The 24,650-nt window shown below is 60.7% G+C and carries 24 protein-coding genes, 1 pseudogene and 1 riboswitch; of the genes and pseudogenes, 12 read left to right on the top strand and 13 right to left on the bottom strand.

The genetic code is table 11. The features are described from left to right. Window positions 1-283: 283 nt before the first annotated feature. Both K9B32_RS14760 and K9B32_RS14755 read left to right on the top strand, forming a co-directional pair. Window positions 284-871 carry a hypothetical protein gene (locus K9B32_RS14760; RefSeq protein WP_224563309.1) on the top strand — a complete coding sequence of 196 codons (588 nt, stop codon included), beginning with the start codon at window positions 284-286 and terminating at the stop codon, window positions 869-871. Window positions 872-1,508: 637 nt separating this feature from the next. Then, window positions 1,509-1,769, top strand: coding sequence for a hypothetical protein (locus tag K9B32_RS14755; RefSeq protein WP_007802691.1), 261 nt, complete (start codon window positions 1,509-1,511; stop codon window positions 1,767-1,769). A 127-nt stretch (window positions 1,770-1,896) separates the two neighbouring features. Here the strand turns inward: K9B32_RS14755 and K9B32_RS14750 are convergent, their stop codons facing one another. Then, complete coding sequence (locus K9B32_RS14750; protein ID WP_224563308.1) at window positions 1,897-3,462, bottom strand: putative bifunctional diguanylate cyclase/phosphodiesterase; 1,566 nt, start codon at window positions 3,460-3,462, stop codon at window positions 1,897-1,899. 382 nt (window positions 3,463-3,844) lie between these two features. Further along, window positions 3,845-4,408, bottom strand: a complete 564-nt coding sequence (locus tag K9B32_RS14745) for a histidine phosphatase family protein (RefSeq protein WP_224563613.1) — start codon at window positions 4,406-4,408, stop codon at window positions 3,845-3,847. Window positions 4,409-4,509: 101 nt separating this feature from the next. Then, window positions 4,510-4,582, top strand: a riboswitch (cobalamin riboswitch). A 49-nt stretch (window positions 4,583-4,631) separates the two neighbouring features. On the opposite strand from K9B32_RS14745, the gene K9B32_RS14740 reads away from it, so the two are divergent. The 3 genes and pseudogenes from K9B32_RS14740 (at window position 4,632) to K9B32_RS14730 (ending at window position 6,250) form a co-directional block, all read left to right on the top strand. Next, entirely contained in the window at window positions 4,632-4,841 is a 210-nt protein-coding gene (locus K9B32_RS14740; protein WP_007801801.1) for a CbtB domain-containing protein, read from the top strand. Window positions 4,842-4,854: 13 nt separating this feature from the next. Further along, window positions 4,855-5,598, top strand: coding sequence for a CbtA family protein (locus tag K9B32_RS14735; protein WP_224563307.1), 744 nt, complete (start codon window positions 4,855-4,857; stop codon window positions 5,596-5,598). 41 nt (window positions 5,599-5,639) lie between these two features. After that, window positions 5,640-6,250: pseudogene (locus tag K9B32_RS14730) on the top strand (hypothetical protein). Here K9B32_RS14730 and K9B32_RS14725 read toward each other — a convergent pair. From K9B32_RS14725 to K9B32_RS14715, 3 genes are all read right to left on the bottom strand, one after another. Next, the gene (locus K9B32_RS14725; protein ID WP_224563306.1) at window positions 6,247-6,882 is read right to left on the bottom strand and encodes a helix-turn-helix domain-containing protein; all 636 of its coding nucleotides are present in this window, start codon (window positions 6,880-6,882) and stop codon (window positions 6,247-6,249) included. The pseudogene K9B32_RS14730 and the gene K9B32_RS14725 overlap by 4 nt on opposite strands. A gap of 333 nt (window positions 6,883-7,215) precedes the next feature. Continuing rightward, a complete protein-coding gene (locus K9B32_RS14720) occupies window positions 7,216-7,878 on the bottom strand; it encodes a sulfite oxidase-like oxidoreductase (protein ID WP_224563305.1) in 663 nt (220 codons plus the stop codon). A 111-nt stretch (window positions 7,879-7,989) separates the two neighbouring features. Then, window positions 7,990-8,640, bottom strand: a complete 651-nt coding sequence (locus tag K9B32_RS14715) for a glutathione S-transferase family protein (protein ID WP_224563304.1) — start codon at window positions 8,638-8,640, stop codon at window positions 7,990-7,992. A gap of 176 nt (window positions 8,641-8,816) precedes the next feature. On the opposite strand from K9B32_RS14715, the gene K9B32_RS14710 reads away from it, so the two are divergent. Further along, on the top strand, window positions 8,817-9,788 hold the full coding sequence (locus K9B32_RS14710; RefSeq protein WP_224563303.1) for a DMT family transporter: 972 nt from the start codon (window positions 8,817-8,819) through the stop codon (window positions 9,786-9,788). 76 nt (window positions 9,789-9,864) lie between these two features. Here K9B32_RS14710 and K9B32_RS14705 read toward each other — a convergent pair whose 3' ends face one another. Next, window positions 9,865-10,680, bottom strand: a complete 816-nt coding sequence (locus tag K9B32_RS14705; protein WP_224563302.1) for a response regulator transcription factor — start codon at window positions 10,678-10,680, stop codon at window positions 9,865-9,867. 194 nt (window positions 10,681-10,874) lie between these two features. On the opposite strand from K9B32_RS14705, the gene K9B32_RS14700 reads away from it, so the two are divergent. From K9B32_RS14700 to K9B32_RS14675, 6 genes are all read left to right on the top strand, one after another. Further along, complete coding sequence (locus tag K9B32_RS14700; RefSeq protein WP_132594914.1) at window positions 10,875-11,975, top strand: ABC transporter ATP-binding protein; 1,101 nt, start codon at window positions 10,875-10,877, stop codon at window positions 11,973-11,975. 23 nt (window positions 11,976-11,998) lie between these two features. Next, window positions 11,999-13,162 carry a spermidine/putrescine ABC transporter substrate-binding protein gene (locus K9B32_RS14695; RefSeq protein WP_224563300.1) on the top strand — a complete coding sequence of 388 codons (1,164 nt, stop codon included), beginning with the start codon at window positions 11,999-12,001 and terminating at the stop codon, window positions 13,160-13,162. Window positions 13,163-13,242: 80 nt separating this feature from the next. Beyond that, window positions 13,243-14,109 carry an ABC transporter permease gene (locus tag K9B32_RS14690; RefSeq protein ID WP_224563610.1) on the top strand — a complete coding sequence of 289 codons (867 nt, stop codon included), beginning with the start codon at window positions 13,243-13,245 and terminating at the stop codon, window positions 14,107-14,109. Further along, window positions 14,109-14,921, top strand: a complete 813-nt coding sequence (locus K9B32_RS14685; protein WP_224563298.1) for an ABC transporter permease — start codon at window positions 14,109-14,111, stop codon at window positions 14,919-14,921. The genes K9B32_RS14690 and K9B32_RS14685 overlap by 1 nt, the downstream gene beginning before the upstream one ends. A 12-nt stretch (window positions 14,922-14,933) precedes the next feature. Beyond that, window positions 14,934-15,695, top strand: a complete 762-nt coding sequence (locus K9B32_RS14680; protein ID WP_224563295.1) for an SDR family NAD(P)-dependent oxidoreductase — start codon at window positions 14,934-14,936, stop codon at window positions 15,693-15,695. A 103-nt stretch (window positions 15,696-15,798) separates the two neighbouring features. Next, the gene (locus K9B32_RS14675) at window positions 15,799-16,974 is read left to right on the top strand and encodes a M20 aminoacylase family protein (RefSeq protein WP_224563292.1); all 1,176 of its coding nucleotides are present in this window, start codon (window positions 15,799-15,801) and stop codon (window positions 16,972-16,974) included. Window positions 16,975-17,038: 64 nt separating this feature from the next. On the opposite strand, the gene K9B32_RS14670 is transcribed toward K9B32_RS14675, so the two are convergent. The 7 genes from K9B32_RS14670 to K9B32_RS14640 are packed head-to-tail and all read right to left on the bottom strand — an operon-like array spanning window position 17,039 to window position 24,500. Further along, window positions 17,039-18,829, bottom strand: a complete 1,791-nt coding sequence (locus K9B32_RS14670) for an adenine deaminase (RefSeq protein ID WP_224563289.1) — start codon at window positions 18,827-18,829, stop codon at window positions 17,039-17,041. Continuing rightward, window positions 18,826-19,746, bottom strand: a complete 921-nt coding sequence (locus tag K9B32_RS14665) for a nucleoside hydrolase (protein WP_224563286.1) — start codon at window positions 19,744-19,746, stop codon at window positions 18,826-18,828. Before K9B32_RS14665 ends, K9B32_RS14670 begins: the two co-directional genes overlap by 4 nt. A 4-nt stretch (window positions 19,747-19,750) precedes the next feature. After that, entirely contained in the window at window positions 19,751-20,776 is a 1,026-nt protein-coding gene (locus K9B32_RS14660; RefSeq protein WP_224563283.1) for an ABC transporter ATP-binding protein, read from the bottom strand. Further along, a complete protein-coding gene (locus K9B32_RS14655) occupies window positions 20,769-21,548 on the bottom strand; it encodes an ABC transporter permease (RefSeq protein ID WP_224563281.1) in 780 nt (259 codons plus the stop codon). The genes K9B32_RS14660 and K9B32_RS14655 overlap by 8 nt, the downstream gene beginning before the upstream one ends. Further along, the gene (locus K9B32_RS14650) at window positions 21,545-22,372 is read right to left on the bottom strand and encodes an ABC transporter permease (RefSeq protein ID WP_224563279.1); all 828 of its coding nucleotides are present in this window, start codon (window positions 22,370-22,372) and stop codon (window positions 21,545-21,547) included. The genes K9B32_RS14655 and K9B32_RS14650 overlap by 4 nt, the downstream gene beginning before the upstream one ends. Before the next feature lie 60 nt (window positions 22,373-22,432). Further along, window positions 22,433-23,455 (bottom strand): PotD/PotF family extracellular solute-binding protein, encoded by a 1,023-nt coding sequence (locus tag K9B32_RS14645; RefSeq protein WP_224563277.1) that lies wholly within the window; start codon window positions 23,453-23,455, stop codon window positions 22,433-22,435. A 19-nt stretch (window positions 23,456-23,474) separates the two neighbouring features. Then, window positions 23,475-24,500 (bottom strand): LacI family DNA-binding transcriptional regulator, encoded by a 1,026-nt coding sequence (locus K9B32_RS14640; protein WP_224563275.1) that lies wholly within the window; start codon window positions 24,498-24,500, stop codon window positions 23,475-23,477. Window positions 24,501-24,650: the final 150 nt, after the last annotated feature.

The following is a 24,650-nucleotide window of genomic DNA, read 5'->3' as shown; positions in this document are numbered from 1 at the left end:
GGACGACGAACGTTTGCAAAGTCAAGGCCGCGCCGGGTCGGAATCGGCCGCGACCGCATCAAAGGGCGCTGAAACAACGGTTCCCACCGGTCGATTGGCGTCTTCGCGGAACGACCTGTCCCGATGCTCCGCGTTGTGCCGTCCACGCTGAGGCCAGCTCAGTTCCTACAATGGTTGAACTACGTCCAAAGACGAACTTGGCGACGAGAGCGCGAACCGCAAGGATTGCACTTGAAGAGGCGCTTGGCTTGCATCTTGAGGGCCAGCATCTTGAGGATCGAGAGTGGCGCACGATTTCAATTGGGAACCGGGCATTGGTGACCCTACAATCGGGGGATGGATTACCGTCATCCTGTACCTGCTGGCCTGTGCGAGCTGCTGGAAGACGACCAGGGTCGTCGCTCGGCAATATTGGAACGAACGATCCGACGGCTATATCTGGCGTACCATCTCCGTAGTGTTTTTCCTTCTCGGCATAAACAAGCAGCTTGATCTCCAGTCTGCGATGACGGAACTGGGCCGCATGGTCGCTTTCTCTGGCGGGTGGTATGAGCAACGCCGGGCAATGCAAGTCGATTTTATTATCGGTGTAGCCGTCATGTGCGCGGCCACCGTACCGGTTTTTCTCTTCTGGGCCAGAAGATCCCCGATCCAGACTTGGCTAGCGCTCGTCGGTTCAACGTTTGTATTGGGGTATGTGCTAATTCGAGCCGCATCCTTTCATCATTTTGACCGCTTCATCAGTAGCCATTTTCTAGGCTTCAAATGGAATTGGATTCTGGAAATGACTGGGATCGCGATGGTGTTGCTTGCGAGCGAGTCGCGACGAGCAAAAGTCTTTCGGCAAATGGGTCGGCGGGTCGCCCGCTGACAGGCGCTTGCGATCGCCAGCAGGCGCGGCTCGGTTCCTTATTTTTCATTGCTCCGGTGCGGACTGAATTTCAACGTGTCGCCTCTGCACTAGCGCGCCACGGTTTGCTCCGAACGATGATGACAATCGTAAACTGGGCGTTTCTATAGTCCACCAAAAAGCCGCCGCGGTCGGCACAGAAGCCGCAATCGATAGTATCCACCAGAACAATTCCGTTCCGGCCCCCCGATGGGGATATGATTTTGCCCACGCGAAACACGGCGCCCGTTACGACGCTCTGGGTGAGGTATAGCGAGTAGGAAGTGAGGCCAAGGAATTGGAGCCAACGCCAATTCAGACCGGAAGAGAGCTTGCCCTGCTATGGCGACAACGGACGCTGGCGCTCGGCGTTGCGTCAACATTGAAGACGCTCGAAAAAAGGGCGGCGTCACGTAGCATCGACACGGCTTGGCGTGATCCCGAAGATGGGTTGAAAACGGGCTTCGCTACCAGTCGAATGACGCATTTTCTTCTGTGGAACTTCTCGTAAACTTCGACTTTGGGTCTTTCTCTGTTGCTTACGCTATGCACCATGGCTACGAGGCGTGTCATCATTGCCGCTTAAACTGCTCGTCGAAATCACGGACCGGATTTGAGAATGGCGAAGAAGCCGAAGCTGGAGCATTCCGACCTTGCTGGTGAGTTTACCGATGATGGCGTGACGGTGCTCGTCGACATCTTCCGCCCGGCAGGCACGAATGGCGACTGGAAAATGGAAGTCGTGACCCAGCACGAGGACCTCATCGAATGGGAAGAGCCTTTTGCCACCGATCGCGAGGCGTTTGACGAGTTTCTGGCGACGGTCGCACGCGAGGGGATCAGAACATTTCTGGAAGAAGAGGACCCGTCGGTCCACTAACCCTTGCCAGGGTGGCGGCAACCAAGGTGGCGGTAAGGAGGGTGGCGGACCAACGAGCTAACGTTGGCCCGTCTGAAAGGGTTCCATCACGGATTTTTGATGTGCGGAGGTGCGGATTTCGTGGCGGTCAGCCACCAGCCAACACCTCGTCGCGATTGAAAATGAAGGAGCGCGTCTCTTCGGCAGGCATCGCTTTGCCGAAGAGATAGCCTTGGCCGACGTCGCAGCCGAGCTGAAGCAGGTGGCCGAGTTGGCGATGCTCTTCGATGCCTTCGGCAGTCGTCTGTATATTGAGGCTGCGGCCGAGCCCAAGCATGGCGCGGATGATTTTTTCCTGGCGCTCATCATCGCGGCAAGTCGCGATGAAGCTCTTGTCGATCTTGATCTTGTCGAAACGATACCGGGCGAGTTGGGCGAGGCTGGAGTAGCCCGTGCCGAAATCGTCGAGGGCGATCTGGACGCCAGCTTCGTGGAGCTCATCCAGAATGATGGCGGCAACTGCCGGATCCTGAATCAGGGAATTTTCGGTGATCTCGATCTCCAGGCGGCGCGGTGGCAGGCCGTTTGCCGACAGCACCTTGAAGATGCGCGAGGCCAGCAGCTTGTCTTCCATCTGCACTGGAGAGACGTTGAAGGACAGCATGACGTGGTCGTCCCAAGCCAAGGCATCCTGGCAGGCCTGCGCGAGCAGATCTTCGAAGAGCTCGGTGATCATTCCGGTTTCTTCGGCAATGCCGATGAAGACGGGCGGTGGAATGGCAACACCCTCCTCATCCGTCCAGCGCGCCAGCGCCTCGAAGCCGCAGACCGTGCCGCTCTTCAGGTCGACTAAGGGTTGATAGAATGGCCGGATCGCCTTTTTCTGGATCGCGATACGGAGCTTCGATTCCAGCGTGGCGCGTTTTGCCACTTTGTCCTGCATCGAAGCTTCAAACGCCATGTGCTGGTTGGGGCCGCGTGACTTGGCCTCGTACATGGCGAGGTCGGCACGGTGGGCGGCGTGCTCTAGCGGTTCTCGACCCTGTTCCCAGCGATCATAACCGACGCTGGCGCCGACTTCGACGGCAAACCCATTGATATGGATAGGGCGTGTTACCGCCTGGATCAGCAAGCGCGCGAAGCGCTCTTCATGCCGCGGCGAGAGGCCGAGCGCAACGACGACGAACTCGTCGCCGCCAAAACGATAGACGCAGTCGGCATTGCCGATCGCGCAGATGCGCTTTGCCACTTCGATCAGCAGCGCGTCGCCGCCATTGTGGCCGACAAGGTCGTTGACCTTCTTGAAGCCGTCGAGGTCGATAGAGAAGATCGTAATGTTCTGCTCCCATTCGTCGCCCTCGACGTCGGTCTTCGTCCTTCGCGGAAGGACCTTGCGCTCGAATGCATAGCGGTTTGGAAGCTTGGTCAGGTGATCGTGGGTTGCCGTCCAGTCGGCCTTGGCCTGGGCGCTGGCTCGCAACTCCATCTCTTTGCGCAGGTCGACAATGCGCAGCATCGAATAGACGAAGCTCATGGCGCCGCCGATGCCAAGCCCGAGGACGAGCTTGTCTGCTCCATAGTTCTCGTAGGCGCCGACGAAGGCGACCAGCCAGTTATCCAATTCGAGGATCGCGCCGACGAGCCACAGCGTTACCCCCAACGCCATGACCAACAGGCATTGCCTTCCGGCCCTGCTCTGGAAGAATACCGGCATGCCTCACTCCATCTCCACCCGGGCGCCGGTGTATCACTGAAGTCTGAAGCGTTTGTTGAAACCAAAGGGCGAATTCTTGGTATCTGCGGCTAACCTGGAGCATGCGCCGCTCGAAAGGTGTCCGGCAGACCTGGCGAGCGGCGTGGCCGCCCGCCTGTTGTCTTCAAAGTCTGATCAGCAAAGACGCGCCGATGACGATCGCGAGAAGCGTCAATGCGCTGGTCATGCGCAGCAGGCGCGCGCGTCGCATCCGCGCGCCGCTCCAATCATATGGCATGCTTGTTCCTCCTTGGGACGAGGATTGACGGCCCGACTGTGCCGGGTCGGAAAGCTATGCCATGGCTTGCTTGCGTAAGACTTGCCTAAATTATCGCCTTGAGTATTAGGCGGTCGTGCCTTCCACGCGCAGCGACCACCGGCTTCCATTGCTGGTCATGTGGATGATCGCGAGTGGTTCGATATCGGCGATCCAGAAGGACGATACGGGTGCGTTCAGCGTAGTTATGATGGCCGCCCTGACAACCGCTGCATGGGTAATGGCGACGATGTGGCCGCCCGCCTGCAAACGCTCGTTCATCCAGGCTTTCACGCGCGCGCATACGGCGGCGATAGCCTCGCCACCATGCGGGGCTTCCTCCGGCCGCGCCATCCAGGCCGCCAGATTGTCAGGCTCGGCTTGCTGGATCTCGGCGATCGATCGTCCCGCCCAGCGGCCGAAATCGCAATCGCCAAGCGCATCGGAGAATATAGGCTCCAGGCCAAGCGCATCAGCCGTCTGCCGGGCGCGCAAAGTCGGGCTGGCGAATACGCAGTCGGCATGCTGGAGGCGAGGCGCGATTGCCCGCGTGGCACCGATTGCCTTCTCGTTCAGCGGCTCGTCCAGTGGAAAGCGCGCCTCGCGGTTGGCCGCAGTCGAGCCGTGGCAGATCCAGGTGAGGCGCGTCATCACGTTGGTCGTCTCCGCAAACGGGGATGGTGGGCCTGTCGCTGCATGAAGTTTCGTTGACAGGTTCGAAGTCGCAGATATAACGATGATGTTGTGGGTTTGGAAACCGGTGAAATTCCGGTGCGGTCGCGCCACTGTGATCAGGATGAGGATACCTCGGACTGGAAGTCAGACCCTACCACGCAACAATTCTCGACTGAACGCGTCATTCCAGGAGGAATTCATGTCTGACATCACTTTCGCGCCCGTTGCCGCACCGGCTCCGATTCCGGTTGGCGAGCTTTTGCCCTGGGCGATCTTCGGCGGCCTGCTGATGCTCATCGTCATCTACTTCGTCGGTACCGAAGAAGGCGCAATGTCGCTTCTCAACAGCATGTACGTGCACGAGTTCGTGCATGACGGTCGGCATCTCCTCGGCTTCCCCTGCCACTAAGGGAGTTTCGGACATGGTTGGAAATCTCTTACTTCGCGGAATGCTCGCGGGGCTGATCGCTGGTGTCCTCGTTTTCGCCTTTGCCCATATCTTCGGCGAGGCACTTGTCGACCAGGCGATCGCGTTTGAGGAAGCTGCTGCCCAGGCTGTGGGCGAAGCTGGCGAACCTGAAATCGTCAGCCGTGCCACACAGGCGGGGATCGGCCTCTTCACCGGCGTGATGGCCTACAGCATCGCCGTCGGCGGTCTGTTTGCGCTCGTCTTCGCTTTCGTCCAGGGGCGCTTCAGCAATCTCGGCGCACGGGGAACATCTGCCGTGATCGCGATTGCGGCCTTTGTTGCCGTCGTCATCGTTCCCAGCATCAAATATCCCGCCAATCCGCCGGCGGTCGGCAATCCTGACACTATCGGCATCAGGACCGAGCTGTTCTTCCTGATGATCGTTGTTTCGATCGCCGCGCTCGTTGCGGCAATTGCTTTTGCGCGCCGCCTGACTCCGCGGTTCGGCGTGTGGAATTCAGCAATCGCAGCAGGCCTTGCCTATGTCGCCTTCGTCGGGCTCGTGCAGTATCTGCTGCCGCCGATCAACGAGGTGCCGGAGAACTATTCGGCTGCGGTCCTCTGGCGTTTTCGCACGACTTCGATCGGCATGCACGTGATCCTCTGGGGCGTCCTTGGCATGGCTTTCGGTGCACTCGCCGAGCGCAAACTTGGTGTCGCTGCGAAGCTGCGCGGTCGCGCGCCGGCTTTCCATTGATCGGAGAAGGCTCCGGGGCAATCCGGAGCCTGCCACAAGTGATGACCTGTCGACGTTCCATTTTCCTTACGGCCATGATCGCGTTGCTGCAGCTTTGGCCTCTTGCGGCCAGCGCGCACCTGCAAAGCAGCAACGGTCCCCGTACCGGAATTGCAATTGCCGAGATCTCACATGGCGAAAGATCATGATCGCGGAGTATCGCAATCGGATCATCGATCTCGCTGCACGCGCCAGGGACACGAACGAGCCGTTTCGACGCGTGCTGAACTATGCACAAATCCAGCATGCCTATTGCCTCTGGGGCAAAATGCCCGGCGGCGTGACGGACGAGGCGAGCCCGTTCAACGAGTGCTCGCATGCCTATCTCGCGGCAACAAAGGCCGTGCTGCTATCGATGCGGAGCATGGGCGGTGAGGCGGTCGAGGCCGAGACGATCGTCTCGGCGATCGATGCCGGCATGGTGCTGCGCGGCCTGGCACTGATCACTTGCCAATTCAGCGGTGAGGCGTTCAATACTGCAGATGTCATTCGTCCGTCGTGGAAGGACGTTCCGCTGCATCCCGCCAGTATGGCGACGTTGACGGCGCTCGCGGCGGCAATCCTGGCTCTCGTCTATTGCGGGCGGCGCCTGCTTCGGTGGATCGCGCCCTAGCTCTTCTCGACATCGCGGTCGAAGTGCGTCGCAACCAGCATGGCTGCGAGGTGGACGGTATTCTTCGCGCCGTAACGCTCTTTCATGCGCTCCAGGCGGTGCTCGACCGTCCGATGCGAGATTCCGAGATCAGCAGCGATCTCCTTGGCCGTCGCGCCTTCAGTCAAGAGCTGGATCACCGCTTCGTCAGTCGCATCCATGCGGGCCTGCTGTTGCGGCGGATTGAACATGAAGCGGCCGTTGGAGACGGTCAAAAGCCAGGATGGGCGCCGCGCCATTGTCTTTTGCGGAAGGATCAGCCGCTCATATCCGAGGTTGACGCCAAGCACCCTCGTCTTGACCAGTTCCATGGACGGCTTCTGGGTGGCGACCACCTCGCGATAACGCGGGATGACGGCCGTCTCCATGTAGGCGCGATCCTTGAATTCGCCGATGCGTTGATCGGCGAAGAGCTTGTTGATGTTGAGAAGACGCGAACTGAAGCCGGAGGGGCGTACGACCTTCAGTTGCCATTGCAGTGGATCCTCACCGTCGAGAACGACTAGCGTCATCCTCATCCTGATTGTCAGAAGGTCGAGGACGTCCCGATAGATGTCTTCCGGCGCGGCAGGCGACTGTGATGTGGTATGCAACCACGCATCCAGCAGCTTCTGCGTGACAGTGTGAAATGAAGTGTCCTTATTCATCAACCCATACGCGATATCTGGAATCGATGCGCCACAACAACCCAAAATGGCTAACGGTTCAATAGCCGACAGTGCTCAAATCGTCGTAAGGCTTTAATTTGAAAAATATATTGCTTTTCGTATCTATTCTGAGGTGAATCTTCAATTGTGCAAACTACTCGTTAAACGGGTTTGTAGTCGCGGGTATCGAGAGGCAGCGGCAAGGCATCTGGCAAAACTATAGCGCGCAGATTGCACTAACGGCTCTGTCATCTGGCACCTGGTGAACCGTCACCGGTATCAATCCCCGGAGTAGCGCTGTTCACGCCAGGGATCGCCATACATGTGATAGCCGTTCTTTTCCCAAAAGCCTGCAGCATCGCCCGCCAGTAGCTCGATACGCCGCAACCATTTTGCGCTCTTCCAGAAATAGAGATGCGGAACGACGAGCCGCATCGGGCCGCCATGATCTCGCGTCAACGGCAAGCCTTCCCAGGAGATTGCGAGGATCGCATCCTCGGCAGCGAAATCGGAGAGCGGCAGGTTGGTCGTATAGCCATCATAGCTTGTCAGCATGACATAGTGCGCTTCCGGCTTGGGCATTGCCTGATCGAGCAGGTCGCGGGTCGATACACCCTTCCATTTATTGTCGTAGCGCGACCACGTCGTCACGCAATGAATGTCGGTGACCTTGGTGCTCTGCTCGAGGGCCTGGAAGGCCGTCCAAGTGAGATCAAGCGGGGTTTCGACAAGTCCTCGGACTTCCAGACGCCAGGTATCGGTGGAGATGAACGGCTGCTGGCCGAGATCGAGGACCGGCCAATTCTTAACGAGGTGCTGACCGGGCGGCAGGCGCTCGGTTTCCGGGCGACTGATACGGCCCGTCAGGAATTTTCCTTCGGATGCCCACCTGCGCTTCGATGTGGTGAGCTTGCTGTCTGTCGGGGGTTGATCGTCGCTCATCGGTGGGCCCTTTCGCGTTGCAGCGATTAGGGCATTCGCCTTTGAGCACTGTCAAGCGCGACATTGGATGGCAAATGCCGCGAGCGGAGGGCCGTCCTGAGCGGCACTTTCTCAGCCGGCGGATGCGGCGGTGAAAACCGCCAACTGAGCGGCGAAGGCACGCTTGTATGCGGGCCGCGCTTCACCGCGCGCGACATAGGCGGAGAGATTCGGATAATCGTCGAGCATGCCCGATCCTTTTACCCTCAGCAGTACCGACACCATCTCGAGGTCACCAGCACTGAATTCGCCGTCGAGCCAGTCGGCATCGCCAAGCCGGGCGGAAAGTTCCTTTAGCCGCTTACGGATGCGTTCGTCGATCATCGACCGGCGCTGCTCGTACCAGGGCTGGTCGCCTTCCAGGTACCTGGCGATTTCACGATCAACGATCGGCGGCTCGATCGTGGTGAGCGCGGCGAACATCCATGTGATCGCTCGCGCTCGGGCATTCGCGTCGTCCGGCAGCAGGCCAGCATGGTGCTGCGCGATATGGAGCACGATTGCCCCCGATTCGAATATGGCGAGATCGCCTTCTTCATAGGTCGGAATCTGCCCGAAAGGTTGAAACGCGAGGTGCGCGGGTTCCTTCATGGCCTTGAACGAAAGAAGACGAACGTCATAAGGCTGCCTCACTTCTTCGAGCGCCCAGCGAACGCGCATGTCGCGCGCCAGGCCCTTGCCGCGATCGGGCGACCTTTCAAAGGCGGTGATTGTGATCGTCATCGCTGCTCTCCATAGCTTGTCTGTCTTGAAGACGACTGACCAAACGGAATTCCGACACTTCATGCTCGAGATAATCCTCGCGGTCAGTTCAACCACCGCTGAAAGGATACGTTCCCGGGTTCCTCGCCAGCGCAGCTCATCTGTGCAGCGCATGGGAACTGTGGCATAACTAAACTATGGCGATACATGTCTTGGCAGTCCATCGCGAGACGGTCGGGACGGAACAGGCGGCGGGCGGTTCGCTTGCAACCGCCTATTCCGTGGGTGTTCTCTGCTGGCTGCTATCGGCCGGCGTCTATATCGCTGCGAAATGGGTTTCTTCTGAAATGCCGCCCTGGGCGCTTTGCTTTTGGCGTGTGTTGATCGCCTGGGCGATCCTGATGCCGATCGTACACAAGCACTTTGGCGACATGGTCGCACTGGTGCGGGCGCGCGTCCTTGAACTGCTTGTGATTGGCGGCATGGGGCTTGCGATTTGTCAGGGCCTGATCTTCGTCGGCCTCGAACATGCCGACGCCACCACCGCCGGCATCATCATCGCCCTGATCCCGATCATCACCATGATCCTTGCCCGGTTAATACTGGCCGAGCCGATGGGAAGGTGGCAGGTGATCGGATCGATCCTGGCCTTTCTCGGGATCGTCGTCATCATCATCAAGGGCAGTCCGGCCGCGCTGATGCGTCTCGACTTCAATCCCGGCGAACTATGGATCGTCGCTGGCGCGTTCTGTTTCAGCCTCTATACCGTGCTGCTTCGCCGGGCGAAATTCGATGGGAACCGGCTTGCGCTTCTTGTCCTGCTTCTCGGTGCGGCGGTGCTGACGGCGCTGCCGTTCTATCTCTTCGAGCTTGTTTCCGACGAACGTTCGACGCTCAACAACAGCGGGCTCATTGCACTCGCTTATGTCGCCATCCCCGGCGGGGCGATTATGTATTACCTCTTCAATCGAAGCATCGAGGCCTTGGGTGCTGCCCGGGCGGGCGTCCTCCTCTACATCCAGACGATCTTCATCGCCGTGCTCGCCTACCTAATCCTCGGCGAGCAATTGCAGCGCTACCACCTCGAGGGGGCGGCACTCATCGTCGCCGGCTTGCTTCTGATAATCCTGTTGAAGCCGAAGACGAAGGCTGGGGCCGTCAAGGCCTGAAGGGCGAGTGCTGTGATGTCGGTCGCCAGCAGGAAGGCGCGCAGGTGGTAGTGGTCCACAATTGGCCGAACGCGTCTCACGAAAGATTCTTTAGATACAGAGATAGCAGTTGTGTCTGTGAGGAGATCCCGAGCTTGCGATAGACATTGCGCCGGTGAACCTTCACGGTTCCTGTCGAGATGTTGAGCTTCAGGCCGATCGACTCCGAGGAGTGGCCTTGAAGGACGAGATCGACGATCGCGGTCTCGCGGCTGGTGAGATTAAGATCGCGCCACACCGCTTCGGCAGGCTGCAAGGAGCTTCCACTGGCGTCGCGCTTGCGATCGCCACGAACTCGAGAATGCAGTTGTGCGTCAAAGCGGGCCCCGAGCCCGGCCCAATAGTGGCGGACCATGTTTGCGATCAAGGGTTCGGCTTTCTTCAGCAAGGCAAATTCCGCGGGCGGGAAGGGGCCGGTCTTTTCCCGGCGCATGAGAGAAAGAACGATGGTGATATCGTCATCGGCCGTGACGAAAAAGCCGATTTCCTCGGCAAGCCCCGTCTGGACATAATAGGTCCGGTAGTACTCGCTGGAGAAGAACCGGTCGGGCGCCAGCTCTCGCATGCGAAACACGCCGGCGCGGCGCTCGTTGGCGGTGTGGTAGAAAGGATCGAGCAGATATGGGCCGGCCTGATAGAGGGTTACGAAAATGATGTGGTCCTTCGGGTCGAAGGTGCTGTAGAGGTCGATCGGCCGCTCCTTGCCGCGATAGGCAAAGACAACGACATAGTCGAAGCGCACGAGCGCCGCCATCATCTGCCGAAAGATCTCGCCGAACTCCGGATCATCCATCGTCTGCCGGCCGATGGTGGAATTGAAGGCTTGAAACAGCGCCTCCAAGTCAGTGCTCATTCCCGGGACCTCCTGATCGCCTCGCGCGGAAATTTGCGCTCCTGCGTGTATATACCTTCCACGAAGGCTTTGTGGCTAAAATACCTCTCTCGGGGTATATACCGTGAGGGAAGGCCGAGCTTAGTCTTTCCTCAACGACGGTGGCAAAAGGCAGCGCTAGACTGCCCAATCCAAACCAACCGCAGGGAACAGACGTGGCATCCGCTTCGACGAACGATATCGAATTCCGTTCGGTCACAAAGAACTATGGCGCCGTGACCGCCGTAACGGACATCAACCTCAATGTGCCGAAGGGCGCCTTTCTGGCGTTGCTCGGTCCTTCCGGCTGCGGCAAGACCACTTGCCTGCGCATGATCGGCGGCTTCGAACAGCCAAGCGAAGGCACGGTGCTGATCGACGGGCGCGAGATGAACGGCGTGCCTGCCTATCGGCGCCCAGTGAACATGGTCTTCCAGCACTATGCATTGTTTCCGCATTTCGACGTCCGACAGAACGTTGCCTATGGTCTGAAACAGATGCGGCCTAAGCTTGCGGCGACCGAAATCGACCGGCGCGTCAGCGAGGCGCTTGAAATGGTTCGGCTCGGCGGCTTTGCAAAGCGCCGCATTCACGAGATGTCCGGCGGGCAGCAGCAGCGCGTGGCGCTGGCGCGCGCGATCGTCAATCGTCCGTCGGTGTTACTCCTAGACGAACCGTTGGCCGCGCTCGACAAGAAGCTGCGCTCGGCCATGCAGATCGAACTGCAGACATTGCAACGCGAGCTCGGCATTACCTTTGTTCTGGTCACGCACGATCAGGAGGAAGCGCTCTCGATGGCGGATATCGTCTGCGTGATGAGCGCAGGGCGCATTCGCCAGCTGGGCTCGCCGCAGGAGGTCTATGACCGCCCGGCCGATCTGTTCGTGGCCGATTTCGTCGGCAAGACCAATCGGGTGAGGGCAACGATGGAGGCGGATGGCGCGACGCTGCGTCTGGCGGACGGTTCTGCGATCGCCGCGGGGAGCCGGGCGCGTGTTTCGACGGGTGAGGCGATCGTCGCGATCCGCCCGGAATCGATCCGCCTGACACGGACGCAGGCGCCTGATGCGACGAGCTTCAGGGGGACGGTCACTCACCGCATCTTCTTGGGTTCGTCGGCGGAATACGCCGTCACGGTGCCGGGGCTGGGCGATTTTCTGGTGACCGCCGACCGTCGCAGCATGAATGAAAACGATCTCGTCGAGCCCGGCGAAGCCGTCTACCTCGGCTTCGATCCTGGCGCGGCCCATGTCTTCTCAGCATCAAGTGCAGCCTAAAATCAAAACAAGGGAACAGCATCATGAGCAAAGACTACAAGGATAATCTTCCCATTTCCGCCGAAGGCTTCATGGACGAGTTCATGCGCCTGAAGCGCGGCTCCGTCAGCCGCCGCCATTTCCTCGGCATCACCGGCCTTGGTCTTGCGACCGCCGTTCTGTCGCGCTTCCCAGGCGCCTTGTCGACACCAGCCCATGCCGCTGAAGACCTCGGCACGCAGATGTCGATCGCGACCTGGCCGAACTACCACGATCCGGCGACCTTCGAGAACTTCAAGGTGGCAACCGGCGTTGCCGTCGAAGTAAACGTCTTCGGCTCGAACGAGGAAATGCTGGCAAAGTTGCAGGCGGGCGCGTCCGGCTGGTCGCTGTTCGTGCCGACCAACTACACCATCTCCACCTACCACAAGCTCGGCCTGATTGACGAACTCGACCTTTCGAAAATCACCAATTTCAGCCAGTCGACAGAGAGCCCGCGTTTCACCAAGGAAGGCCAGATCGACGGCAAGGCCTATGCCCTGCCAAAGAACTGGGGCACGACCGGTTTTTCGGTCAACACCTCCAAGATCAAGACAAAGCTGACGAGCTGGAAGGACTTCTTCGAGATCGCTCAGACGGAGGCTGATGGTCGCACCATGGTACACGACTATCAGTTGACGACGATCGGCAGCGCGCTGGTGTCGCTGGGCTACGGTTTCAATTCGATCAAGCCGGAGGAACTGGCAAAGGCCGAGGAGCTGTTGATCAAGGTGAAGCCGCATCTCTTCGCCATCAACAGCGACTATCAGCCGGCCATGCGCGCAACCGATGCATGGATGACAATGTGCTGGACCAATGACGGGGCGCAGCTCAACCGCGATATCCCCGAGATCGACTTTGTGCTCGGCAAGGACGGCGGCGAAATCTGGACGGATTACTACGCGATCCCGAAGGACGCGCCGAACAAGGCTGCCGGCTATGCGCTGCTGAACTACCTGATGGACCCGGCCAACGCCGTGAAGGAGCACATCGCCAACGGCGCGCCGGCCACCGACAGCCGTGTCATCTCGCTGCTGCCGAAGGAGATTACCTCCAACAAGATCGTCTATCCGGACGAGGCATCGCTGACACCGCTGGAGTTCGGCGCCGCCGTGACACTGACGGATCCTGGTCGTGCCGAGTTGATGGCACGGTTCAAGTCGGCGTGACCTTGCCTTCGTGCAACGCCTCTCCCCGGTTTTGGGAAGAGGCAAGCCGCCTCGTGAACTCCAAACAGCGAACCTTCGGAATGGCCCTGTCACCGGATACCAGAAAACGCCTGATCACTGCGGCTCTCGTCGCGCCGGCAAGCGCATGGCTGTTCGTGTTCCTGGTCTTGCCGTTCATCGCCATCGTTGTTTTCTCCTTCGGCCAGCGGGCGCCGGAGGGCGGTTACCAGGCGGCATTTACCTTTGCCCAATTCGCCAGTCTCGGATCCCGTGCCGCCGCCTTCAAGAATACGTTGGTGCTTGCGCCGATCGGGGCGTTCACCTGCCTGCTGGTGGCCTATCCGGTCGCCTACTATCTGGCGGTTAAGGCAAGTCCACAGCATCGGTTGTTGCTGGTGTCGCTCGTTGTGGTGCCGTTCTGGACCAGCCTGCTCGTTCGCACTTATGCATGGATGTATATTCTCGGTGCGCGCGGCATCCCGCATCTGCTGGAATTTGTCGGTATCGAGAACGTGCGACTTCTGAACACGCCGGGCGCAGTCCTTCTCGGCATCGTCTACGGCTATTTGCCGCTGATGATCATGCCTATCTATGTCAGCCTGGAAAAGCTGGACCGGCGGTTGCTGGAAGCTTCGGCGGACCTCGGAGCAAGACCGCTCTCGACTTTCTTCGGCATAACGCTGCCGCTGTCGCTGCCGGGCGTGATGACGGGTGTGGCGCTGGTCACCATCCTGTTGCTCGGCGAGTACCTGATCCCGCAGTTGCTGGGCGGCGGCAAGGTATTCTTCATCGGCAACGCGCTGGTCGACCTCTTCCTGCAATCGCGCAACTGGCCGTTCGGCTCCGCGATCGCCGTCACCCTCGTTGTCGTCGTCGTCATCGTGCTTCTCGTCGCCATGCGGATTGCGTGGCGCGTCGCGGGCACCCGCCAGGTGGACCTTGTCTGATGCGTGGGCTCGTTACGGCAGTCTATCTGTTTCTCTATACGCCGATTGCGCTGGTGGTGCTGTTCTCGTTCAATGCGGGCCGCAACGCCTCGGATTTCACGGGATTTTCCACGCAATGGTACGGCAAGGCGCTGTCCAACACGTTCCTCATGGAAGCGCTTCAGAACAGCCTTATCATCGCGCTTACCAGCGCAGTCCTCGCGGCCATCTTCGGCACCATGGCTGCGCTCGGCATGGAGCGGCTCGGCGCCCGGACACGGGCCGTGTTCGATGGTCTGTTTGCCGCGGCAATCGTCGTTCCGGGCGTCGTGATCGGCATCGCGACGCTGGTCGCCCTCGTTGAAGTCTTCGGTTTCATCAACCCATTGCTGGCAGCCGTCTGGCCTGGCGACCAACCGCCGAAGCTGTCGCTCGGTTACGGTTCGATCATCGCCGCGCACGGACTTTTCACCATGGCGCTGGTAACGATGATCGTGAAAGCCCGTATCGCCAGCCTCGGGCGCGATATCGTCGAAGCGTCGAGCGATCTTTACGCGACGCCGCTGACGACCTTTCGCCAGATCGTGCTGCCGCAGATCCTGCCGTCGATCCTGGCGGGCTTCCTGCTCGCTTTCACCTTCTCCTTCGACGATTTCATCATCGCGTTCTTCGTCGCGGGATCGAACACGACGCTGCCAATCTACGTCTTTGCCTCGATCCGTCGCGGCGTGACGCCGGAGATCAACGCGATCGCCACCATGGTGCTCGTCGCATCGCTTGCCCTCATTCTCATCGCGCGTTTCCTGATGCGCGAAAGGATAACAACAACCTAAGTGGGAAACACCATGATCCTCAAGAACCGTGTTGCAATCGTCACCGGCGCCGGGTCCGGTATCGGTCAGGCCGGCGCGCTCGTCATGGCGAAAGAGGCCGCCCATGTCGTCGTCGCCGACATCGACGTCATGAATGCCGAGGAGACAGTCAGCCAGATTCGCGCGTTTGGCGGCAGCGCCGAGAGCATGGCGCTTGACGTGACCGACGACAAGGCGCTGGAGGCGGGCATTGCCGCGGTGGCAGAGCATCACGGCCGCATCGACATCCTGCACAACCATGCCGGTGCGCAGGTCGCCGGCGACCTAGAGCAAGTCGCGATCGACGGCTTCGACAAGTCCTGGAGCCTGAATGTCAGGGCCCACTTCATGGCGGCGCGCTTTGTCATGCCAGTTATGAAGAAGGCGGGCAAAGGCGTGATCCTCAACACCTCGTCCTCATCAGGCGTGCTCTATGATCGCGAGATGATTGCCTATACCACGACCAAGCATGCCGTCATCGCCCTGACACGACAGATGGCGGGCGACTATGCCAGGTTCGGCATCCGCGTGAACGCGCTTTGCCCGGGCTGGGTGGACACACCCTTCAACGAACCCTTCATTGCCCAGATGGGCGGACGTGACGCGATCGAGGCCTATATTGCGCAAAAGGTGCCGCTTGGGCGCTGGGCCGATGTGTCGGAGATCGCTGAGCCGATCCTCTTCCTCGTGTCGGACCGCTCCTCTTACATGACCGGGCAGATCCTGGTCGTCGACGGTGGCGAGACCGTGGTCTAACCCGGTTGAGGCGGTTGAATTCTTAGGCCAATTGCTAAATAACGGATGGACTATGACGGGCGTCGTTCTGGCGCCCGCTTGCATTTACAGGACATCCAGGCCCATGCCCATTCCCGCCCGGATCAAGACCGATCTGCCCTTCCTCACCGAGTTGCGTCGCGACCTGCACGCACATCCCGAGCTTGGCTTCGAGGAGGAGCGCACGAGCGGCATCGTTGTGAGATTGCTAGATGAGGCCGGCATCAAGGTTCATCGAGGGCTCGGCGGTACGGGCGTCGTGGGCACGCTGCAGGTCGGGAATGGCACGCGTACGATTGGATTGCGGGCGGATATGGACGCGCTTGCGATGCCGGAGATGACGGATCGCCCTCATAGATCCAGATTTGATGGCAAGATGCATGCCTGCGGGCATGATGGGCATACAACGATGCTTCTCGGCGCGGCGCGGCATCTGGCGGCAACACGTGACTTTTCCGGAACCGTGCATTTCATCTTTCAGCCGGCCGAGGAGGGCAGGGGCGGCGCCCGCAAGATGGTGGAGGACGGACTGTTCGAGCTGTTCCCGTGCGACGCCGTCTACGGCCTCCACAATATGCCGGGCCTGGCCGTCGATGAAATAGCCGTCGGCGAAGGGCCGCAACTTGCATCGTCCGATAGTTGGCGCGTGACCTTTCGAGGCACCGGAACGCATGGCGCCAAGCCGCACCTCGGCAAGGATCCGATTACGGCCGCCGGGACGTTCCTCACGTCGTTGCAGACGATCGTCGGGCGCGTCGTCGATCCACTGCAGCCGGCCGTCGTCAGCGCCTGCTCGCTGCAGGCCGGTGACCCGAAGGCGTTGAATGTCATACCTGATATTGTTGAGATCGGCGGCACCGCCCGGGCCTATTCGCCGGAGGTCCGCGATCAGCTTGAGGAAGAGATCGGCCGGCTTGCGAATGGCACGGCGGCGATGTTCGGCATTGCGGTCGACTATCAGTTCGAACGGCGTATCCCGCCCGTGGTCAACGACGGCGACGCGACCGCGCGTGCGCTCGGGGCAGCCGGCGCAGTTTTCGGCGAGAGGGTGCGAACGAGTTTTCCTCCCTCGACGGCGGGGGATGATTTCGCGTTCTTCGGCCAGAATGCTCCGGGCTGTTATGTCTGGCTCGGCAACGGTCCTGCTGTCGATGGCGCCCTGCACCACAATACGGCGTATGACTTCAATGACGGTGCGATCGGTTTCGGCGTGGCCTTTTGGACAACGCTGGTCGAGCGCGAGCTGAAGGCGGCGCCTTAGCTCGTTCGCTTACTGGCCTCGATAAACACTCCTCGCCGTGGCGACAAAAGACGTCCGGATGCGGCTATGCCCCGCGATCGAGAATCTCGATCACTGGGTTTTCGAGTACCTTGCCGGTCAGGACGTCAGCGGTCCCGCGATCCGTCTGGTGCGGACCGATATTGCAGGCAAGCGTTGCGCCGAAGCAGGCCTTGAACACAAGGTAGGGCGGCTTCCAGTCGACGATCTTCTCCATCGCCTTTCGGATCGCCCGGAAAGAAGCGGCCGTCTCTTCCAACGGCGCCTCGGTGACAAGGCCCGATACTGGAAGAGGCAGAAGGACTTCAACCTTGCTATCCCTGGCCACGGCCATGCCGCCGCCTGCGGCAATCACGGCGTTGGCAGCGACCGCCATGTCGCGCGCATTGCCGCCGAAAACGGTGAGGTTATGGCTGTCATGCGAAACCGTCGTACAGAAGGCTCCGCGCCATGCTCCCCAACCGGTGAGGAAGCCGACACGCGGCCGTCCGTCCACCTTTCCATGCCGATGTGCGACCGCAATGTGGGTACTGCCGGCAGGAGGCACGACGAAACCGTCCTCTACGACGGTTTCTGCCTCGCCCCATTGTGTAAATCGGGGACGATCGATTGTGGCTACCCGAACGCGCTTTCCCGCTGAGGGAACCCGGAAGTCACTCTCCGTTAGCGGTGGCAGCTTGACCGAGTCTTGCAGGGATGTGGTCTCGAAGGAAGGTATTGGGGCTTTCATCTCGCCGCCCGTCGATACGATCTCGCCATTTGCGATGACCGCCCTCGTGGCAAGGCCGATCAGATCCTCGAACAGCACGATATCGGCGCGCCGGCCGGCAGCGATGAGGCCAAGATCCGAGCGCTTCAATCGCTGGGCTGCGTTGAAGGTCGCTGCCCTCAGCGCCCACTGCGGCTTCATTCCATAGCGGACAAGCCGGCGGATCACGTCATCGAGACCGCCGCCGTCCTTCAGTTCGTCGGGGAAAACGTCGTCGGTGCAGAGCGTAACCGTCGACGGCAGATGGCCGATGCCGTTGAGGGCGGTTACGAATTCCTGCAGCAGATGATCGTGCGAACCGCGCAGTTCGATGGTCATGCCGGCGGCCAGCTTTTGCAGCAGATCGGCGCTGGAGGTCAGCTCGTGATCGGAGGTGACGCCGGCAGCCATGAAGGCGTTCAGATCGGCACCTTCAAGCCCACGCGCATGGCCGCAGACCAGTTTTCCGGAGGCGAGCGCGGCGTTGACGATATCCGTCATGCGTGGATCGCCGTCGATGACGCCGCGCATGTTCATCACTTCGGCAACGCCGCCGATGCCAGGCCATCGGAGCATTTCGGCGACTATCGACGCGTCGAAATCGGCGCCGGCGATTTCAAGCCCTGGGGCGGAGGGAACGCAGGAAGGAGCGAGCACGATCGTGCGCAAAGGCAGGCCGCGGGACGCTTCGATCGCCCAGCGCACACCATCGAGGCCATGCACATTGCCAAACTCGTGCGGATCCCAGACGATCGTCGTGACGCCACGCGGAACGACGGCTGCAGCATATTCGGCCGGCGTCACCATCGAGCTTTCGATGTGCATATGCGTATCGATGAGGCCGGGCGAAATGATGCTGCCTGCGGCATCAATAGTTTCTGCGGCATCCATGCGGCTACCCGGTGCGTGGACGCTTGAGATCAACGGTCCGACGATGCCGATGTCGGCTTGGCGGATCAGGCCGGTGACGACATCGAGCAGGCAGCCACCCGATATCAGGATGTCGAAGGCCGCATCGCCACGCGCGGCGGCGACGGCACGCGCGCGAAGCGTGGGGTCGTTGAGGTCCTTCGGTTCCGGGCTGCTCATCGGCGGGCCTCATCGATCAGCGCGCCGAGGATAAGTGCGCGCGCTTTCTCTACATCGATGTCGGCAGCATATTCGGCATTGAATGCGGCGTGCGTCACCCTCGTCTCGACGACGGTGCGGCCGCGTGTATGCTGGCCCTGCAATTCAGCGTCGATGCGGGCAGGACGGAAGCTGACGATGTCGGGCGCGACGAAGGCTGCGGCGGCGGAGGGGTCGTAGATTGCCATGCCTGATCTGCCGCGGCTCGTGCCGATGCCGATGTAGCCGTCGAGCATATCGGCCAGCAGCGTCGCATTGCTGCCGCCGGCGCCTTGTACTGGCACGACATCGTCAGGCCTTGCGATGACCTTGCGGCAGAGATCGAGATCGACCATGCGCAGCGGCAGGCGGTGGGCGAGAACGATGGCGAGCGCTTCCGGATCCGCCAGTGCGTTGAACTCGGCCGATGCCGTGTGATTGCCCGACGTTACGCCGCCGCCCATCCAGGTTATTTCGGTGATGCGAGCTGCGAGGTCGGGACGTGCCAATGCAAGGGCGGCTAGATTGGTCAATGGGCCGAGCGCCAGGATGCGGTGCGGGCCGTCCGCCTCCAGCCAGCGGCAGAGGCCGGTAAACGCGTCGCTTTCCGCCAAGGGCGAGGCGTCGGGCAGGCCTTTTCCGGTGGTAGGAATTCCCGTCTCGCCGAGGATCGCCTGTGCCGTTTCGAGCGCGCCGAGGACCGGCATCGCGCGGCCGGTGTGGATCGGGAAGGTCCAGCCGAAGGCCTTGGCAGCGCCTGCGGCGTTGACCCGCACCTGCGGCAGTGGCGTGTTGCCGAAGACGAGCGAGATGCCTGATATGTCGAGCTTTGCGTGCGTCACCACGAGGATCGCGGCGATATCGTCGAAGCCCATGTCGGTGTCGATCCAGACGCCCATGATGTTACCTGTAGCGTGAGAGGGGCGCTGCTGCCGCAAGCGGCAGGTCGAAGGGAAGCGTGGAGCCAATCGCGTGCGTCGGCAGCTCTGCGTCGATCTCGGCCTTGATGGGGCCAAGCGGTGTGTCGAGTAGATATTCGCGGGTGTTTCCGGCAAACGAGGTGCCGCGCACGGTGCCCTGGTAAGGACCTGAACCAAGGTTCACCATACGCGGACGCCAGGCCAGGCCCTTTGCGGCCTGCGGCGCTGGACCGGAAAGCTCGACGAGCGTGTTGGATGTCGCGAGCTTGCCGTTGTCCAGCGCAAAGACGTTTTCAAAGCCGACGAAATCGGCGACGAAGGCCGAGACGGGCTTGTTGTAGATTTCCTCCGGTGTGCCGATCTGCTCGATGCCGCCGTTCAGCATCACTACGATCCGGTCGGCGAGCGCTAAGGCCTCGATCTGATCATGGGTCACGAAGATCATCGTGACGCCGGTTTCCTTGTGGACGCGCTGCAGTTCGGCACGCATTTCGAGGCGCAGGCGAGCGTCGAGGTTGGAGAGAGGCTCGTCGAGCAACAGGACCTTCGGCTCCATGACCATGGAGCGGGCAAGGGCCACGCGCTGCTGCTGGCCGCCCGAAAGCTCGGCGGGCTTGCGCTCGGCAAACTTGGCAAGGCCGACGGATTTGATGCCGGCGTTGACCTTGGCATCGAGATCCCTGCCGCCGATGCCCTTCAGACGCAAACCGAAGGCGACGTTCTCGTAGACCGTCAGATGCGGGAAAAGCGCATAGGATTGGAAGACGAGGCCGACATTGCGCTTGTTGGCGGAAACACGGGTGATCTCATCGCCATCGAGTGTGATGCGGCCGGATGCGGGGGAGAGCAGGCCGGCGATCGAGCGCATCGTCGTCGTCTTGCCGCATCCGGAGGGGCCGAGCAGCGCAACGAGCTCGCCCTTGGCGATCGAGAGGTCAAGATCCTTCACCGCGACCGTATCGCCGTAGGCAAGCGTCAGCTTGTCGAGTTTGAGATAGGCGTCAGACATAACGAGAAAATCCCAGGAAGCGTTCGGCAAGGAAGACGATGCCGATGGAAAGGAAGGCGAGCAGCGAGGAGAGTGCCGCAATCGACGGATCGTAGGTCGTCTCCATGTAGCCCAGCATGTCGATCGGCAGCGTGCGCACGCCCGGACCGGAGAGGAAAAGCGAGATGGGAACCTGATTGAAGCTCGTCACGAAGCCGAGGATGAAGGCCGCCAGGATGCCGCCGCGGATATTCGGCATGACGACGCGGAAGAACGCGCCGACGCGCGAGGAGCCGAGCAGGACGGCTGCTTCCTCCATATCGGAGCGCAGGTTGTTGAGGCTGGCTGAAACGACCCGCACGGCATAGGGCAGCACAAGCGCTGTGTGAGCCATGAACAGGGCCAGCGTGATGTTGAAGCCGAAGGGCACGACGAGATAGCGCAGCAGCGCCAGACCGACGATGATGCCCGGAACGATGATCGGCAGCGATACGATCGTTCGGACGGTTTCGCCGAGGTGCAGCTTGTAGCGCGAGAGCGCATAGGCGGCGGGAATGCCGAGGACGAGCGCGGCCAGCGTGCCGAAAACGGCGAGGAACATCGACATGGCGAAGCTCTCGCGGAAGCTGTCGATGGTGAAGACCTTGACGACCCACTTCGGGGAAAGACCCTGAGGTGGGAAGGCAAGCGTGTCGCCGGCCGAGAGCGATGCGGCGATGATGATCAGGAACGGCCCGATCAGGAAGATCAATAGCAGGCCGAGTACGAGCGGCGAGAGAATACGGGCGGTCATCGCTTGTTCCTCGCCGTGGCAAGGCGCTTGAGCAGGATGTTGGCGGCAAAGCTCATGACGATCAGCATGAAGGCGATGACGCTCGCAGCCACGAAATTGTTGGCCACCGACACCTGCTGATAGAGCAGCGTTTCCAGCATCAGCACCTTCGAGCCGCCAAGCACTGCAGGCGTGATGTAGGCGGTCAGCGATCCGGTAAACACGAGCGTGCCGCCGACGACGAGGCCCTCACGTGTCAGCGGCAGGATCACCTTCCAGAACACCTGGAACCAGTTGGCGCCGAGCACGCGTGCAGCGGGAATGGCATCCTTCGGTATGTTTTCGAGCGCACTGATCAGCGACAGGATCATCAGCGGCAGGAAAAGCTGCAGCAGGCCGATGAAGACGGCCGTTTCGGTAAACAGCAGGCGCAGCGGCGTATCGCTGAGGCCAAGGCCGGTGATGGCCTCGTTGACGATGCCGGTCCGGCCAAGAATGACGATCCACGCATAGGTGCGGGCGACCGGCGAGATCATCAGCGGCAAGGTGACGAGCCCGATCATCCGGCCTTTGCCCGTGGATGGCAGGTTGACGATCGCAAAGGCTGCGGCATAGCCGATCACGGCTGAGACCGCCGTCACCTCAAGCCCCAAGCGGAAGGTCCGTAGGAAGACGGTGCGGTTCAACGACTCGGAAAAGAAGCCGGTATAGGCGCCAAGCGTCCAGCTGCCGTCGATACGGAAGCCCTCGGAGAGAAGGACGACGACCGGCAGCAGGAAGACCAGCGACGCAAATACTGCTGCGGGCAGGGCAAGCGCCAGGGCTTCTGCGCGGTTCTGAAACATGAATCGACTTTCAACGGGTGAAAGAGCCGGCTCCAGCAAGCGTCGGAGCCGGCCTGAAGATTACTGACCGACCTTCTCGTTCCATTCCTTCAGCCAGGCGGCGCGGTTGTCGAGCGCGGCTGCGGAGGGGATGAGCTTCAGGCTCTTGGCGGTCTCTTCGCCATAGGTCAGGTTGTTTGCGGCTGCCTCGGAGAGCTTGACCTCCTTGTTCGCCGGGCTGTCGACCAGCTTTTCGGCGAGCTTCGTCTGGATTTCGGTGGAGAGCCAGAAATCCATGAACTGAAGGGCCAGATCGCGGTTCTTGGAGCCCTTTGTGACGACCATGACGTTCATGCCGCCGGTCTGGCCTTCCTTCGGGGTCGCCCACGCGACGGGAACATCGAGCTTGGTGAAGCCGGCCCAGGAGAAGCGGCCGATCGGGGCGGCCCAGATCTCTTCCTGCTGCATCAGCTGCACCAGCTGTGAGGACTTCTCATAGAAGGTGACGATCTCATCCTTCTTCTCGCCCAGCGCCTCGATCGGTGCCTTCAGATCCGGGCTGTCCTTGCCGAGTGCCTGGCCGAGCATGTAGAGCGCTGGCGGACCCTGATTGGTGGTGACGTTCGGGAAGGCGACGTGGCCGATATATTCCGGCTTCAGCAAGTCTGCCCAGGACTCGATCTTCATCTTGTCGGAGCGGTAGGCGATCGAGGTGGCGTAGAAGGTGTAGCCGACGCTCATGCCGTCGGCGTTCGGATCCTTGGCGAGGTCATAGAGCTTGCCGAAATTGGAGAGCTTCGAGGTATCGACCTTGTCGATGAGATCCTTTCGCGAGGCGGACAGGGCATCGGCCATGGAGACGACGGCCATGTCGATAACCGGGCTTTCCTTATTGGCTTCCATCTTGGCGAGACGTTCGACGCTGTTGCCGGTCTCGACCACGATCTTGCAGCTGCACTTCTGCTCGAAGGGATCGTAGACAATCGTCTTGAAGTCGTCCTGAGCGAAGGCATAGACGGAAATCGTCAGCGTCTTGTCTTGCGCTTTCGCGGCGAGGGGCGACAGCGCCATTAGCGCGGCGGAAGCGATGAGGGCATTCTTCATGTCAGCTGTTCTCCGTCTGTCAGGATATTCTCGTCGGGTCCGCCGGCCCAGAGGACTGGCGAACGATCAGTTGCATCGGAACGCGGTCGGTCTCGGACGTGACAAGTACGCCTTCGCGGCTGCCGCGGGTCTGTATGGTGCGCAGCAGGGACGAGATGGCGATCTCCGCGATCGTGTGCATGTCCATCGCCACCGTCGTCAGCGATGGGGTGACGACGGGCGACCAGATGAGGTCGTCGAAGCCGGTAACGCTCGCCATGCTGGGCACGTCGATGCCGTCACGCTGCAGTTCGGTGAGCGCCCGCAGCGCCTGCAGGTCCGAGAGCGCGGCAAACGCGGTATAGCCCTCCCGCACCTTTTCAGCGAGGCCGAGGCTGCATCCTCTGCCGCCCTGCCGTTCCAGCGTCTCGATCCAGAGAGTTGCCGAACTCATCCCGGGACGGAGACCTGAACGGATCCCGCCTGCGCGGTCGTTCTGTACGTTCGAACCGGGATTGTTGCCGATGATGAGGATACGCCGATGTCCAAGCTCGGCCAAATGGTTGGCGATCGCCCAGCCGCCCTGCATGTGATCGGCGGCAACGGTGTTGCCAGGTGTGGAGGTCGTATCGATGACGGCAACCGGACACGCTGCTGCAGAAATTCGCGTCGCCCGGCGCGGTACGATTACCATACCTTCGACGCCACGCTCTAGCAGTCGGTTGATCGCCTCGGTCTGGGTGGCAACGTCTCCCCGGGAGTCGGCAATCAGCACGCCGTAGCCGGCAGCGCTGGCGGCGAATTCGATGGCTTGCGCGAGCTTGGGAAAAAGCGGGTTAGCGATATCCGGCAGTACAAGGCCAAGGACGCCGCTACGACCGGTGCGCAGCGCGCGTCCAGCCTGGCTCGGAACATAGCCGAGTTCGGCTGCATGTTCCTTGATCCTGTCCGCCAGCTGCTCGGAAACACGGCCCTTGCCCGAGAGCGCATTGGAAACCGTCGCGACGGAGACGCCTAGCGACGTTGCAATCCTGCTCAGATTCGGTCCAGGTCGCGTTGGAGGCATGGTTTCCGAGGTGCGTAGATTAATCGTTTAATCACCGCGTACATCAGGCCACTGGCCTTGTCGAATCCAAAATTGCCGACGCGGTCAATTATCCGCAGGGATGCGACAATAATAGAAAAGCCCCACTGTGGGCGGGGCTTTTTGTCTCAC

Source organism: Rhizobium sp. 3T7 (assembly GCF_020166565.1).
Lineage (GTDB): Bacteria > Pseudomonadota > Alphaproteobacteria > Rhizobiales > Rhizobiaceae > Rhizobium.
The sequence above is the reverse complement of the archived record's forward strand: the minus strand, read 5'-3'. Positions and strand labels throughout refer to the sequence as shown.

Coding starts and splice junctions, on each gene's coding strand:
- K9B32_RS14650 (WP_224563279.1), bottom strand. CDS start 22,372: ATGTTTCAGAACCGCGCAGAAGCCCTGGCGCTTGCCCTGCCCGCAGCA.
- K9B32_RS14640 (WP_224563275.1), bottom strand. CDS start 24,500: ATGCCTCCAACGCGACCTGGACCGAATCTGAGCAGGATTGCAACGTCG.
- K9B32_RS14705 (WP_224563302.1), bottom strand. CDS start 10,680: ATGAGCACTGACTTGGAGGCGCTGTTTCAAGCCTTCAATTCCACCATC.
- K9B32_RS14655 (WP_224563281.1), bottom strand. CDS start 21,548: ATGACCGCCCGTATTCTCTCGCCGCTCGTACTCGGCCTGCTATTGATC.
- K9B32_RS14665 (WP_224563286.1), bottom strand. CDS start 19,746: ATGGGCGTCTGGATCGACACCGACATGGGCTTCGACGATATCGCCGCG.
- K9B32_RS14720 (WP_224563305.1), bottom strand. CDS start 7,878: ATGAGCGACGATCAACCCCCGACAGACAGCAAGCTCACCACATCGAAG.
- K9B32_RS14695 (WP_224563300.1), top strand. CDS start 11,999: ATGAGCAAAGACTACAAGGATAATCTTCCCATTTCCGCCGAAGGCTTC.
- K9B32_RS14680 (WP_224563295.1), top strand. CDS start 14,934: ATGATCCTCAAGAACCGTGTTGCAATCGTCACCGGCGCCGGGTCCGGT.
- K9B32_RS14755 (WP_007802691.1), top strand. CDS start 1,509: ATGGCGAAGAAGCCGAAGCTGGAGCATTCCGACCTTGCTGGTGAGTTT.
- K9B32_RS14745 (WP_224563613.1), bottom strand. CDS start 4,408: ATGACGCGCCTCACCTGGATCTGCCACGGCTCGACTGCGGCCAACCGC.
- K9B32_RS14685 (WP_224563298.1), top strand. CDS start 14,109: ATGCGTGGGCTCGTTACGGCAGTCTATCTGTTTCTCTATACGCCGATT.
- K9B32_RS14715 (WP_224563304.1), bottom strand. CDS start 8,640: ATGACGATCACAATCACCGCCTTTGAAAGGTCGCCCGATCGCGGCAAG.
- K9B32_RS14690 (WP_224563610.1), top strand. CDS start 13,243: ATGGCCCTGTCACCGGATACCAGAAAACGCCTGATCACTGCGGCTCTC.
- K9B32_RS14750 (WP_224563308.1), bottom strand. CDS start 3,462: ATGCCGGTATTCTTCCAGAGCAGGGCCGGAAGGCAATGCCTGTTGGTC.
- K9B32_RS14710 (WP_224563303.1), top strand. CDS start 8,817: ATGGCGATACATGTCTTGGCAGTCCATCGCGAGACGGTCGGGACGGAA.
- K9B32_RS14645 (WP_224563277.1), bottom strand. CDS start 23,455: ATGAAGAATGCCCTCATCGCTTCCGCCGCGCTAATGGCGCTGTCGCCC.
- K9B32_RS14660 (WP_224563283.1), bottom strand. CDS start 20,776: ATGTCTGACGCCTATCTCAAACTCGACAAGCTGACGCTTGCCTACGGC.
- K9B32_RS14675 (WP_224563292.1), top strand. CDS start 15,799: ATGCCCATTCCCGCCCGGATCAAGACCGATCTGCCCTTCCTCACCGAG.
- K9B32_RS14735 (WP_224563307.1), top strand. CDS start 4,855: ATGGTTGGAAATCTCTTACTTCGCGGAATGCTCGCGGGGCTGATCGCT.
- K9B32_RS14670 (WP_224563289.1), bottom strand. CDS start 18,829: ATGAGCAGCCCGGAACCGAAGGACCTCAACGACCCCACGCTTCGCGCG.
- K9B32_RS14740 (WP_007801801.1), top strand. CDS start 4,632: ATGTCTGACATCACTTTCGCGCCCGTTGCCGCACCGGCTCCGATTCCG.